Source organism: Paenibacillus sp. WG02, assembly GCF_055396115.1.
The window spans coordinates 2,429,470-2,443,692 of the sequence record NZ_AP036016.1; the positions used below are offsets into that span (position 1 = coordinate 2,429,470).

Sequence of the window (14,223 nt, forward strand, 5' to 3'; positions counted from 1 at the left end):
ATTTTATGTGGCCTTAGTTCGTGCTTAGTCGGTTACCTGATTCCTTGCAGGATGATTTAACAACGACAAGAGCAGCGCGGCGGAGCAGCTAGTAAAAGAAAACATTAATGTATAGCGGGAGGATTTCATATAGAAAGATCCGAATAATACATAGATAATAATTGTTACAAAGTTCCTCAGCCAATACATGATTTGGGATTTGTGGGAACAGGAGGGGGGGGTGAACTTGAATTGGAAGCATCTGAAGCAATCATTGAATAAGAACAGGCTATTCTTTAAGATTCTGCTATATTTCATCTCATTATTAATTCCAATTGTCATTATTGGAATCATCTCTTATTTTAACGCAGATCAATTAATTAAGAAGGATGCCTCTGAGAAGCTTACTGATAATTTGATTTCATCCTCCAAAACAATTGATATTTATTTAAGTATGGCGCAGGCAACCAATAACAGCTTGCTACTTAGTGAGACGATTCAGCAATATTTACGACCGGATTCATTACTTACGGATGATGAGAAAATCAAAATGCCATCGATTGTGAGATCAATTGCGGGTAACCGCAATCCAATCAGCCATTTTGTAGATAATATTTTTATTTTTGTTGATGATAAACGCGTTTATTTAAGTGATGGCATCGTTAATTTTGACATTTTCTTTGACAAATTTTATAAATTTGATGAGTACAATAAAGATTTCTGGCGTCAACGCTTACACCAAAGCAGCTTATTCGAATTATTGAAGCCTACCAAAGTGGTCAACGCTGATATGAATTCTTACCGAGAGGTTATCCCGAGTATTACGACACAATATTTGAATGGGCATTTGGCAACGATGGTGACGACAATATCCATTCCTACGATCGTGGCTACGTTACAAAATAACTCGATTTTCTCGGCTACCCAATATCTTGTACTGGATAAAAATAATCAGATTATTTTGCAAAGCAGCGAGTTAGATCAGAAGGCGAAAGAAGAAATCATTGCTGGAGTTTCATCGGAGGAGCGAAGTAACGGGGCGATTCGGATTGGTCAAGTACAGAACTGGCTAGCTCAAACCACGTCCGATTTTGGGTGGAAGTATTTTTCTATTACCCCTGTGAACTCATTTAACCAGGAGTCTGCAAGTATTTTTAGTTTGATTATCTGGATATGCATTAGTTTACTTATTATTGGTGTAGCTTTTTCTTTCATATTTAGTGTTCGCTTATATAATCCGATCAAAAATATAAGAGATATTTTACAAAAAACTGAAAAGGCGGATGAATGGAACAATGATACTCACCACAGCAGCGAACTTCAAAGGATCGGAAATAGCGTCAATCAATTGATACAGCAGCATAGAGACGACAATATTAAAATCAATACATTTTCTGATGAAATTCTCGAACAGTTTTTCACGAATTTAATTAAAGGATATCGAGGGGCACAGCCTTATTCCGTTAATCAAATCTTAAATGAAATTGACTTTCACACAGGGAGTTATTTATGCTGCTGCTTCATGATTCATTTTAGGGATAGATTTTATCATGAGATTGTGGAAGCAGACCGATTATTGATTTTGGAAAAGATGAAGAATGTGCTTTGGGGCATTATGAAGAAGTACGTGAATTGTTATTTGACGGAATATGAGCCCTACTTGTATGTTTGCGTGGTTAATTTGAAGAGTGAGGAAGACCGTGGGCAATTAGACCAAGCTTTAGAGATGATTAAACTGACCTTTGCCTATGACATGATTTATTGCGAATTAATTATTGGTTTAGGAAAAAAATACGATAAGATCGATGATTATTCGAAATCTTATAGTGATGCTATTACAGCCATAGATAAACGGACGGACTCATCCAAGATGGTCATTTTAGATGCGACTCATTTTGTTATCGATCAAAACTACTATTATTCATTTCTAGATGAGAACAAAATTGTAAACGCTTTAAAATCAGGTGACATGGGTGGTTTGAAGGTAGAGCTAGAAGGAATCATTGGCTTAAATAAAGCAAGGGGGGTCTCTTATCACTATCTGGGGGCTTTGCTTGTGGAGTTCTTTAATACGGGTAATCGCTATATTACGGAAAAGCGACTGAGTGTGTATGATTTTCTTAATGCGAATGAACATGCTTTTTTGAGTCAAAAGGAGTTCTTACCAAGTGAGTTTGATGGAAGATTGAAACTGATCTTTGAATTTTACGATAAAATTATCACTAAGACGTTATATAAGCCTGAAAGCAAATCGGGTGCGGTTGTCTCATTCATAACCGATTATATTGAGAAGCATTATGAAAAGGACTTGTATCTCGAAGTTATTGCAAACGAAATAGGACTGTCAGCTAAGTATGTATCAAGAATGTTTAAAGAGTCGACTGGGACGAATATTTCGGACTATATCAGTCTTATTCGGATTGCCAAAGCGAGAGAATTGTTAGCACATACAGATTTGAAAATTAGTGAAATCGCCGATCAGATTGGCATATTCAGCCGCACAACCTTTCTACGTCTGTTCAAAAAGTATGAAGGCATTTCGCCGAATGAATATCGTAGTAGCCACGGAAACAAGCAGAAATAGGCTGTAAATGGACGATTGAAACATGAGGGATAAATGACTCATTACGATTAATGTGGAATAACGGTTCATCGAAGGGGAATTTGGTTCTTTCTAAGAGAGCTTGCTAGCCTATACAATAAAATTGCCAGAAACAAATCCCGATTTATTAAGGAGGAACAACATGGTTATTAAAAAAAAAGAAATGTTAACCGTCTGCTGTTCATTGGCCTTACTGGGAAGTTTATTGGCAGGTTGTAGTAGCCCAATCAAGCCAAATGTTACGGCGTCAAAAGTATCATCAGTTCCTGCCAAACACATAACGCTTTCATGGATGAGATATGAGCATTCTTCGCAAGCGTTAGATGTAAATTCGATCATTGTTCAAGAAATTAAAAAAAGAAAAAATGTGAAGCTTGAATTACAAAGTGTTCCACAAAGTAATTATGAGGATAAGAAGAAAACTCTAATTGCTACAAACTCTATACCCGATGTGATCATGGTTAATCAAAATGATCTTTCGAACTACGCTGATTTGAATATTTTCCTAGACCTCACACCGTATCTGGATAAAATGCCGAATTTCCAAAAACTAATTGGGCAGAAGCCTGAAATCAATAAGACAAAAGTCGATGGCAAGTTATATGGCTTTCCGCTCGTAACCAAATGGAGCTTGCAGTCTGGTCAGCTTCCGATGATTCGTGTAGATCTGTTGACAAAGCTTAACTTAAAAACCCCAACGACCTATGAAGAACTCTATCAAGTACTCAAGAAGCTTAAAGATGCTTATCCAGCCTCTTATCCTTTTACTAGCCGTGCAGCGAATGGTAAAACGGGAACAGAAAATTTGATCAATCCAATTGCTTTCGGTTTTGGTAGTGGATATACCAATATTACAGGTACTAAGGTTTATTATGAGCAAGCTACAAAGCAATATAAATTTGGTCCTTATTCACCTGAATTTAAAGATGCGATTACCTATCTACATAAGCTCTATAAAGAAAAACTTCTTGATCCGGATTATTCCGTAGCAACCTCACAAACATGGGTGGAAAAATTAAGCACCGGGAAATCCTTCTTTTACCAAGATAACAATGGTTTCGGTGTAAACTTTAATAAAGCACTCCAGGCTAAAGAGCCAGATGCCAAGTTCGAATTGTTACCTGTCATGGCTAGTAGCAATGGGGTTAAACGTAACAACGTATATCAACTTGATCATCTTGGTGAAATGTACGCAATAAGCTCAAAGGTGAAGAATCCTGAAGAAGTTATCAAGATTATAGACTGGATGTATGGAGACGAGGGGACAAATCTGACAAGCTTTGGTGTAGAGAACGTTGATTATACACTAGCTGGTGGCGAATATAAGATTTCTGAAGCGACGCAAGCGAAGTTTAAGGATAAACAAGATCCATTCCGGGCGATGCAATCTGCACTTGGAACCGGTTACCTTGGCTTAGCACTTCATTCTGACGACCACCCTCTTGTTCCTTCTTCTGCACCGGAACTAATTAAGTGGTCTGACAAGGCAATCAAGGACCTGGCAGATGGTATTAATTTCAGAGAAGTCAACGATCCTCCATTTAATAAAGAAGAACGAGAAAAGCTTAAACAGCTCCGTACACAATTAGATGCGCATTTAACGCTGAGTATGGATAGATTCATTATCAATGATGGAGCATTGAATGAGTGGGATAGTTTTATTAAACAATGCAAAGAAAAGGGCGCAACTGAAATTGAAACGATTTATAATACGGCACTCGCAAGAGTAAATCAATAGACAGTTGCTATTTTAACCGAATATACCATTTATCCCTTTGTGAAAAAGTAGTTTATACTAGGTGCTATTCTAGGATCACTAAGGGGGTGAAAGGCGGCATTTTGTTGTATTTATATTACAAAATCACGCAAATAAAGTTTAGGAGATGATGTGTAATGCTTACGAAAACAGATATAAATTTCAGGGAGAAAAAGTACGCGATTGGTATTGATTACGGAACGGAATCTGGAAGAGTGCTCCTCGTAGATATCGAAAATGGGGAAGAAATAGCGATGCATGTGACACCTTACCCTCATGGTGTGATCGACGAGCGTTTGCCGAATTCCGATAGGTTCTTGGAAGCCAATTGGGCTCTTCAACACCCAGACGACTATATAGAGGTACTAAGAAATTCTGTACCTGCCATCATAACTAGCTCGGGTATTGATCCGAAGCAAGTGATCGGAATCGGAATTGATTTTACAGCGTGCACGGTTCTTCCTGTTGATGAGAGTGGCGTTCCTTTATGTTATCAAGAGGAGCTTCGGGATGAGCCTCATGCTTATGTCAAGCTGTGGAAGCACCATGCGGCACAGGAAGAAGCAAATCGTATTAATGAGACGGCGGAGCGCCTGGGAGTTGCCTTCTTAAGTCGGTATGGCGGTAAAACATCTTCTGAATGGATGGTTGCTAAGGCGTGGCAGATTCTGAATGAAGCGCCTTTGATTTATGAACAAACGCATCGTTTGATGGAAGCGGCGGATTGGGTAGTTCTACAGCTAACGTCGAATTCAATTCGAAGTAGCTGCTGTGCGGGTTATAAAGCATTTTGGCATAAAACAGATGGCTATCCGTCTAAGGACTTTTTTAGAGCCTTGGATCCAAGGCTTGAAACATTAGTCGAAACCAAACTGCAGGGTGACATCACTATGCTTGGTTCTAAAGCGGGTGAACTGACCGCCCAAGCAGTCTGAGATGATGGGGCTTCACGCTGGAACCGCGGTAGCTGTTGGTATCATTGACGCACATGCGGGTGTTGCGGGCGCAGGGGCAGTGCACGCCGGTCAAATGGTAATGGCAATGGGAACTTCGTTGTGTCACATGCTGCTGAGTGATAAGGAAATACATGCGGAGGGAATTTGCGGAGTCGTAGAGGATGGTATTGTTCCTGGGTTGTATGGTTATGAAGCGGGACAACCGGCAGTCGGCGATTTATTCGGTTGGTTTGTTGAGCAGGGTGTACCAGGCTATGTTAAGGATGAAGCTACGAACGAAGGTATCAGTGTACATGCTTATTTGGAGAAATTGGCAAGGGAGTTGAAACCTGGACGGACAGGTTTACTTGCATTGGATTGGTGGAACGGCAACCGTACGGTGCTTGTCGACGCGGATTTGAGTGGACTGATGGTTGGTATGACCTTGCAGACGAAGTCGGAAGACATATATCGTTCCCTGTTGGAAGCGGCTGCCTTTGGTACCCGGAAAATCATTGAAACGTTTGAGCGAGCTGGTGTTAAGGTGAGCGAACTGATTGCTTGCGGCGGTCTACCTCAGCGCAATCGGCTGCTCATGCAAATATTTGCAGACGTGACCCGCCGTGAGATTAAGGTAGCAGATTCAACGCAAACTTCAGCACTCGGTGCAGCTATTTTTGGTGCAGTTGCGGCAGGTACTGAACGAGGCGGTTATGCGAGTATTGTGGAAGCGGCGTCTCGCATGACCTGTGTGCGGCAAGAAAGCTATAGGCCAATCAATGAACATAGCCATGTTTATGATGAGTTATACCTTGAATATAACCGTCTACATGAGCTATTCGGCCGAGGTGGCTGTGATGTAATGAAAGCATTGAAGCGGATTCAGCTAAGTCAGGACGTATAAGCAAGGGCGAAAGTCGGTGGGTTAACTTTGTTAAAAGGGAGGTACTGCTGAATGAATGCTATTTTGCGTGTTATGACAACTCGCTATCCAGAGTTAAGAGCCTGTGTGCCAGATATTGAATTCGGTTATGAGCTTCTATACAATTCCTTTAATCAAAATGGCAAGCTGCTCTTATGTGGAAATGGTGGAAGTGCAGCAGATTGCGAGCATGTTGTTGGAGAATTGATGAAGGGATTCATGTCCAATCGGCCACTGTCCGCATTGATCAGCTCTCAATTTGAGAGTGAATTCCCGGGAGAGGGCGTTGGTCTTGCGGAAAGGCTCCAAGGCGCGCTGCCGGCGATTTCACTCATTAGTCATACAGCTTTAATTAGCGCATATGCAAATGATGTTGCTCCGGAAATGATTTTTGCTCAGCAAGTGTATGGCTATGGACGTCCAGGCGATGTATTAATTGCTTTTAGTACGTCGGGTAACTCTCTTAATGTACTCCGGGCCTTGCAAGTTGCCAGGGTGCAAGGTATGAAATCTATTGGTTTTACTGGTTGTAGTGGAGGTAAAATGAAGTCGCTTTGCGATGTGGCCATATGTGTGCCTTGGGAAAAAACATCGGATATCCAAGAGAGGCATCTGCCGATCTATCATGCGATATGCAGTATGCTGGAGGAGGCGTTCTTTCCCACATGACAATGCTGGCAGCGATCGATATTGGTGGAACAAAATGTGCAGTGAGTTTGGGTACTGTGGAACAAGATCGAGTAACTATTTTGGAAAAAATAAGCTTCACAACGCCATCTAAGCCGAAAGCGGCAATGGATGACATCACAGCAGCCCTGGAGACTGTATTATCTAGGCATTCTGAGCAAACACCTGCGGCGCTAGGCATCAGCTGCGGAGGTCCATTAAACAGCCAGGCTGGACTCATTCTCTCGCCTCCGAATCTTCCAGGCTGGGATAATATTGACGTGATCACTCCTTTTCGCGCGCGTTTCGGTATTCCGGTTGGCTTACAGAATGATGCGAATGCTTGTGCGTTAGCCGAGTGGCGTTTTGGCGCGGGGAAAGGCTGTCGAAACATGATTTTTCTTACCTTCGGTACGGGTATGGGGGCAGGGCTTATTCTTAACGGGCAGCTTTATAGGGGAACGAATGACATGGCCGGTGAAGTAGGGCATGTTCGATTAGAAGATGAAGGTCCATGGGGATATGGCAAGGAGGGTTCATTTGAAGGTTTCTGTAGCGGCGGAGGTATCGCGAAACTCGCGCAAACGATGACGATAAAAGCTATTCAAGAAGGTAAGGCTCCTTCTTTCTGTAAGCATATGAACGACTTGGCAGTTTTGTCTGCTGAAACGGTAGGAAAGGCTGCGCAAGAAGGGGATCCTTTGGCACGGCAAGTATTTAATCTGGTAGGTCGCCGGTTAGGACAGGGAATTGCTATGTTGGTAGATGTACTCAATCCGGAAAGAATTGTTATTGGTAGTATCTATGGGCGGCAGCAAGAATTGCTTGAGCCTATTGTCATGGCCACATTGAGACTGGAAGCCTTATCTATGTCCCTGGATGTATGTGAGATTGTGCCTGCTGGGTTAGGTGAGCAAGTTGGAGATTATGCAGGATTATCTGTTGCCATGGAAATGTTTGAAAAAAGGGCAGGCGAATAATGACAGTCTACCAAAACGCGGAGTGCTAGGAAACCAGCACGCTCCGTGTGGGCAGGGAAAAGTTGGAGATCACATCAAATGCTTACCTATTGTTACCGATAGTTACATAACAAAAGGGCTGCCGCGTTGGTAGCCCTTTACTAGCAAACAGAAAGTAGAGTGTCGAGAAAAAATGGGAACTAATTGGTGGAATGTGTGGAACATAGATGATTTGATAAGGTCATTTGACCCTAGCTTTGGATGGAGGATAGCGATAAAGGCGCTTCTATCCGGTGTACGCCCTTAGGACGATATCCTACATGTTGGCTGATGCCACAAACATCTGCTAGTAAAAAGATGATGCTAAGCCACATTTCTGTTCCTTGAAGTCCTGTTGATTCTTGTTGAACCAGCTGAAAGCTAAAACCACGCTCGTCAACCCAGAAATCCAGTACCTTCTCCAGATGACGCATTGCCCATTCTTTAATTTCCTCTTTGCGATAATCGGTTTGTTTGAGGCATAGCCATAGTGGGTGAACAACGTCGAGTACATTACAAGCGTTCAGATGGTCAAAACGGAAAAACTGTTGATCTCGACTATGTGCTAGAACGGTGTCTATGGTCTTATCCGGGTAGGGCAATGGGATATCGAACTGGGCGTAGGTGGCACGAGTTAAACGATAGAAGCCATTAACGGGTTGAAGCCAGGTCTCTGCATCTGTCGGTAATCCCCATAAACCGGAAGTTCGACTAACATGCGTTTGCAGCCATCCGAACAGATCATCAGGCCGTTTTTTTGATTCGAAATGTTTCAGATTAAGGTATAAACCAGTTGCATAAGAATCGATCCAATCGCCGCAACTCCATGCATTATTGTCCCATGGTAGAGATTCCAGCTTTGTATATAACTGCTCCGTACTCATGTTTTCAACGACATGAATGGGATGAAGTAGACTTGCACCAAGGACCTCTAACGCATATCCCACAGCTAGCAAATGATAGCGAGAGAGGTGGTCAGAGAGTAAATGCGGTTCATACAGAGTAGCATCTGGGGGTGACCAAGGGTCAGGTAGTAGTCCAGTACTTGAATCCTGAAAACTTTGCAATTTTACGATCAGTTCCTCTTTCGTCCAACCGGGTGGTAGTGCGTTAAACAAAGCTGCGATTTCAACGGCATCACAATAGGCTCTTGCAGTTCTTTTAAATCCTGGACGGTCCTGAAAAAATGTTTCATTGGGTGTAGAAACTAAGTAATGGCGAAGCAAGGGATCAAGTTGTTCTTTCACTTTGTTGCCGAAGTTCTGCAATTTTTTCTCTATCGGTTGTTTGTCCGAATTCAATGGTGCTTTGTTGTTAAGCCTGCTGCGGATGACCTTAGCTGGATTTCCCCCGACGATACTATAATCGGGAACATCTTTTGTCACGATAGCACCGGCGGCAATGATTGAATGCGATCCAATTCGTACCCCGTCGAGAATGACCACATTAGCTCCTATCCAAACATCGTCACCAATATGAATACCTTTCGAAGTACAAGGTTGCTTAAAAATAGGTTGGTGAGTGGTTTCGAAACCATGATTAAATCCATAAATGCTTGCGTGCGATGCAATTCTTACACCGTTACCCATTGAGACTTTTCCTGTTACAACTGCGTAAGAGTTAATGCTACAATCTGCCCCCATAATAAGTGAAGTATTACGAACTATGGCTCTCCAGCTATGTAACTACGGTCTCCCATTTGGAATTCATCCGGAAAAAAGATGGCCTGTGGAGAAACGAAGCAATTTTTACCGAAGCTGCAGGAGTAAGTCTCTGCTAAACGTTGCTGTATTTGTTCTTGTTCATGAATTTCTATTTCGGTTTTTGTTATCCAAGGCATATAATCTATCTCACGATGTTTAGCTTGATTCCGATCCATGTAAGTCCACTCCTATCCTTGCTTTCATTGTCAATCTCACCTTTAGCTTATCACCTAATCAGAACCATAGACATGGAATTAAGTATATAAAAACTTGTCAAAAACGCCTTTATAGCCTAAGCTCAATCTATCATTAATTTGATAGACAATAAGGAGCCTCCATGGAAGAAAAATTAAATAATATGGCAATCCGTATTCATTGGATCAACGATAAGCAGACTTCTCCTGAATGGAGAGATATACGGAAAAACGTTGGAGTTCATAGCTTTTATTGGATTCGTGAAGGAAAAGGGACATTCCGAACAGAAGAGAAAATTTCGATTGAATCCGGCATGCTGTTTTATTTAAAACCAGGTTTAGAGATGACTATGGAAGGTGATCGAGACAATCCGCTGCGAATTACAATGGTACTGCTGTCACTTATATCCGTTACGATGATTTCTCAAGGAGCGTATGAGGCAACTGATCTTCCAGAATTAGAACTGCCATTCATGTTGAAGTGTGAAGACAGTATGGCAAAAAAATATGACAGCCTATTCAAAGAGCTATCGGAGGGATGGGTTCCTGGACAGCTTGAGAGTGAGCTTTTGACCAAATCACTGCTATATAATCTTTTGTATGAATTGCATAAGCAAAATAGCCCCGAACGTATACGTAGAACTTCGGCCTTAAGCATGTATATCAAAGTGAAGGATGAGTTGGATCGGAATTATAGAGAGGGTATTCGGTTACATGAACTAGCTGATCGATACCAAATTTCAATTTCATATCTTCGCAGTCTTTTCCAAAAGCATACAGGAAAGAGTCCCAAAAGCTATTTGAAAGATGTACGCAATGAACATGCCAAGAAGCAATTACTATATACAGAGTTGACGGTGAAAGAGATTGCTGAAAACTGCGGATATGCGGATGAGTTTCATTTTAGCAAAAGCTTTAAGCATTCTAATGGCATGCCACCCAAGCAATTTAGAAATAAAAGAGGATTGGATTGATTTAAAGCCAATGAGTCGTTCTCGCCGAACAAAGGGACCAAGCTCGCGACGTTCACCGCTCGCTGCATTGAGAACGAGATCCTTATGCATCTACGTTAGCTGAAGAAAACTCGGAAAGACGTGTCTTTGCATGATCCCATCGGAACGGACAAAGAGGGGAATGAGATTACGTTGATTGACATCCTCGGCACGGAGGCCGACGATGCCGTGGATAAGGTGCAGCTCAAGATAGAGAAGAGCAAAATCTATCGAAATCTGGAGATATTGGATGATCGCGAGAAGAAAGTCGTCGTTGGCCGGTTTGGGCTGGAACTTGGCGGGGAAGAGCGGACGCAGAGGGAGATTGCGAAGGAATTGGGCATATTGAGAAGCGGGCGCTTATGAAGCTGTATCATGAGTTTTATAAGGCGAATAAGGCGAAGCGGTAAGGTTATGAATCGGATTCTTCAATTATTTGGACCACGTGCAAGTAATGAAGGTGAAGTAGCTTGCTGCCGAGATTAAGTGCTTATGAGAATGTGGAATTGCCGTTGATTTATCGGGGACTGAGCAAAAAGGAAAGAGAACCTCTCGTTCTGCAGGCATTAGAATCGGTGGATTTACTGGATCATACGAAGCATTTTCCCTCTGAGCTATTCGGTGGGCAGCAGCAGCGTGTAGCTATTGCAAGGACGTTGGCAGGCGATCCACCGATCATCTTAGCGGATGAGCCTACTGGTGCGCTAGATTCGAAGACCGGTGTAGAGATTATGGATATTTTCAGGCGGTTAAATGAGCAGGGCAGGACGATTATTGTGATTACGCATGATCGGCAGGTTGCGGAGCAGGTGGAAAGAGTAGTAAGGTTTCGGGATTGGCGGTTGTATGAAGGCGTTTAGTTGGTGGTATATGAGGACGAAGTATTTCAATAAAATCATAGAATGTGATCAAAAAGGGGCATGTCGTCGCCCCTTTTTGTCGTTCAACGAATCCAGCTGTTGTCTGGTTTAATGCTACGTCCCAACATTCTGCTTATGTTCAATATTTAATCGGTGAAACTCCGGTATATTTCTTATAGCATTGTCTCAAGAACACCAGCGATATCGATTTGCTTTAGACGTTGATGAACCTCTTTCACGATTTTTTAATCCGACCAACTTGAATCGAATCTAGCCAAAGATTCGGGTTTTTGATTTTATGTCGTTGATCAATCATGCATTTATTAATATAGGTGACTTTGTCTCAGCCATATGAGACAAGTCAGGATCTTAAATAAGGATACATTTCCATTAAAAGAGAACATGTAACTTCGAACTTCATTTGTGTAACATTAAATTCTAGTAAATTATTTAAATTGAGTGAAAACGCTTATTTTAATATGTTAGTGTCATGTCAAGTGATTTTGAACTTTATTCTATTTCGTAAGCGCTTCCTTTCGTTTTTGCATGATCTTAAAAAAAGATACATTTCCGATAAAAGAGGACATGTAACTTTATTGTTAGATTATGTAACATAAATGTATAATTTCTTCTGAGGGGGTACACCATGCATGCGTTTGAGTCAGCTCGATAAGCCAGAGATCGGCGTAGTGAAACCATTTGGGAGCCATCATACCAAAACACATCGATCCTCGTTAAGAAAAAATCTCAAGAAGTACTTATGGTTTTATCTGTTGGCTGCTCCCGGAATGTTATACTTCATCGTGTTTAAATATTTTCCGATGTGGGGAGTGCTGCTGGCGTTCCAAGAGTACAGTCCGTTTCTCGGTTTTAGCAAAAGCCCTTGGGTAGGTCTTCAACAGTTTCGGGAATTTTTCTCGAATGAATCATTTTTCCTACTCTTACGAAACACGTTGATGTTGAGCTTATTCAATTTACTTTTTTATTTTCCATTCGTCATTCTCTTGGCGATCATGCTTAGCGAATTGCGTTCAGCCGTTTTCAAGAAAATGATCCAAACGATTGTATATTTGCCGCACTTCCTATCGTGGGTTGTTGTCGTAGGGATAACGTTTATTTTCTTCGGACCTTCCGGCGTGATCAACCATTATTTAGGTCCATTGATCGGTAAGGAACTGGCTTTTATGACGGGCTCGGAATGGTTTCGCTCACTTGCCGTATTCCAAAGCATATGGAAGGATGCGGGCTGGGGAACGATCATTTTCTTAGCGGCGATCGCTGGCGTCAACCCGGAACTATACGAAGCGGCCACTATGGACGGTGCTGGGCGCTGGCGGAGAATTTGGCATATTACTTTACCCGGAATTAAGAGCACCATTATTATTCTGCTGGTGATTCGTCTTGGGCATCTCATGGATTCGAACTTCATGCAGGTGTTCCTAATGACCAACCCTCTTAACCAAGAGGTATCCGATGTCATTGATCTGTACGTTTACAGGGTCGGGTTAACGGAGGCGCATTTCAGCTACGGAGTTGCGGCTGGATTGTTCAATTCCCTCATAGGACTTATTCTTGTATTGATTAGTAATTATTTAGCCAAAAAAGCAGGAGAAGACGGTGTTTTTTAACCGAAACGAGGTGATAGGTCAATGAGATTACAATCAATGAGAACGCGGATTTCGATGTTTGATGGGGTGATTAGCCTCCTAATGCTTGTATTTAGTTTGCTGATCATCGTTCCATTCATCTATATTTTAGCGGTATCCTTCAGCGGGGGAGGGGAGTCGATCGGAGGGGACTTCTTCCTCATTCCTAAGGAGTTTTCACTAGAGGGCTATAAATACTTGATGTCTACAAGCAGGTTCGTTAACGCGATAGGCAATTCTGTATACGTTACCATTGTAGGTACCTTTGTTAATCTCCTTTTCTCGGTAACGCTAGCCTATGCATTGTCCAAAAAGTTTTTACCAGGCCGTCGGGTCATGATGCTGATGATCTTCTTCACGATGCTGTTCAGTGCCGGATTAATTCCTAACTATTTGCTGATCAAATCGTTTGGCTTGCTGAATTCGTACTGGGCGCTTATACTGCCTAGCGCTACCAACGCTTTTACCATTATGGTGATGAAAACGTTTTTCCAAGGCTTGCCGGAAAGCTTGGAAGAAGCGGCGCGAATGGACGGAGCTGGGGAAGTGCGTGTCTTATGGTCGTTGGTTCTTCCACTGTCCATGCCGATTATGGCTACGTTTGGTCTTATGTTCATGGTTGGTCATTGGAACGAGTTTTTCGGCGCTGTTATTTATTTGAGCAAAAGCAGCATGTGGACCGTTCAGGTGCTGCTGCGCCAGATGATCGTCGTCGGCACATCCAATATTAACAACGAGTTCAGTATGAACGAAAAGTCTGCGGCGCAGCTTGGAGACACAATTAAAATGGCTGCTATCATCATCTCGATGATACCGATCGTGGTCGTGTACCCTTTTTTACAAAAGCATTTTGCGCAAGGTGCTATGATTGGATCCATTAAAGAATAAGGCGTGGATTTTACATGGGAGGTGAAAAGGGCAGCATCAGATCATCAAGGAGATAAACTTACGTGTGGGTCACTATCGTTGA

The 14,223-nt window shown here is 42.2% G+C and carries 10 protein-coding genes and 2 pseudogenes; 10 read left to right on the forward strand and 2 right to left on the reverse strand.

Features of this window, described 5'->3' with window-relative positions; all coding sequences use genetic code 11:
• The first annotated feature begins 226 nt into the window (after positions 1 to 226).
• From ACBP55_RS10975 to ACBP55_RS10995, 5 genes and pseudogenes are all read left to right on the forward strand, one after another.
• Entirely contained in the window at positions 227 to 2,563 is a 2,337-nt protein-coding gene (locus ACBP55_RS10975; RefSeq protein WP_464651474.1) for a helix-turn-helix transcriptional regulator, read from the forward strand.
• 160 nt (positions 2,564 to 2,723) lie between these two features.
• A complete protein-coding gene (locus ACBP55_RS10980) occupies positions 2,724 to 4,319 on the forward strand; it encodes an extracellular solute-binding protein (protein WP_464651476.1) in 1,596 nt (531 codons plus the stop codon).
• A 155-nt stretch (positions 4,320 to 4,474) separates the two neighbouring features.
• Positions 4,475 to 6,176: pseudogene (locus tag ACBP55_RS10985) on the forward strand (ribulokinase).
• Between the two features lie 51 nt (positions 6,177 to 6,227).
• A complete protein-coding gene (locus tag ACBP55_RS10990; RefSeq protein ID WP_464651478.1) occupies positions 6,228 to 6,863 on the forward strand; it encodes a D-sedoheptulose-7-phosphate isomerase in 636 nt (211 codons plus the stop codon).
• On the forward strand, positions 6,860 to 7,840 hold the full coding sequence (locus ACBP55_RS10995) for an ROK family protein (RefSeq protein WP_464651480.1): 981 nt from the start codon (positions 6,860 to 6,862) through the stop codon (positions 7,838 to 7,840). The genes ACBP55_RS10990 and ACBP55_RS10995 overlap by 4 nt, the downstream gene beginning before the upstream one ends.
• Before the next feature lie 230 nt (positions 7,841 to 8,070).
• Here the strand turns inward: ACBP55_RS10995 and ACBP55_RS11000 are convergent, their stop codons facing one another.
• Both ACBP55_RS11000 and ACBP55_RS11005 read right to left on the reverse strand, forming a co-directional pair.
• Entirely contained in the window at positions 8,071 to 9,447 is a 1,377-nt protein-coding gene (locus tag ACBP55_RS11000) for an acyltransferase (protein ID WP_464651481.1), read from the reverse strand.
• A gap of 74 nt (positions 9,448 to 9,521) precedes the next feature.
• A complete protein-coding gene (locus tag ACBP55_RS11005) occupies positions 9,522 to 9,737 on the reverse strand; it encodes a hypothetical protein (RefSeq protein WP_464651483.1) in 216 nt (71 codons plus the stop codon).
• Between the two features lie 161 nt (positions 9,738 to 9,898).
• On the opposite strand from ACBP55_RS11005, the gene ACBP55_RS11010 reads away from it, so the two are divergent.
• From ACBP55_RS11010 to ACBP55_RS11030, 5 genes and pseudogenes are all read left to right on the forward strand, one after another.
• Complete coding sequence (locus ACBP55_RS11010; protein WP_464651485.1) at positions 9,899 to 10,729, forward strand: helix-turn-helix domain-containing protein; 831 nt, start codon at positions 9,899 to 9,901, stop codon at positions 10,727 to 10,729.
• A 3-nt stretch (positions 10,730 to 10,732) separates the two neighbouring features.
• Positions 10,733 to 11,157: pseudogene (locus tag ACBP55_RS11015) on the forward strand (sigma factor-like helix-turn-helix DNA-binding protein); the annotation flags it as partial.
• 60 nt (positions 11,158 to 11,217) lie between these two features.
• Entirely contained in the window at positions 11,218 to 11,607 is a 390-nt protein-coding gene (locus tag ACBP55_RS11020; protein ID WP_464651487.1) for an ABC transporter ATP-binding protein, read from the forward strand.
• A gap of 650 nt (positions 11,608 to 12,257) precedes the next feature.
• Positions 12,258 to 13,235 (forward strand): ABC transporter permease, encoded by a 978-nt coding sequence (locus tag ACBP55_RS11025; protein WP_464651489.1) that lies wholly within the window; start codon positions 12,258 to 12,260, stop codon positions 13,233 to 13,235.
• Positions 13,236 to 13,256: 21 nt separating this feature from the next.
• Complete coding sequence (locus ACBP55_RS11030) at positions 13,257 to 14,141, forward strand: carbohydrate ABC transporter permease (protein WP_464651491.1); 885 nt, start codon at positions 13,257 to 13,259, stop codon at positions 14,139 to 14,141.
• Positions 14,142 to 14,223 lie beyond the last annotated feature (82 nt).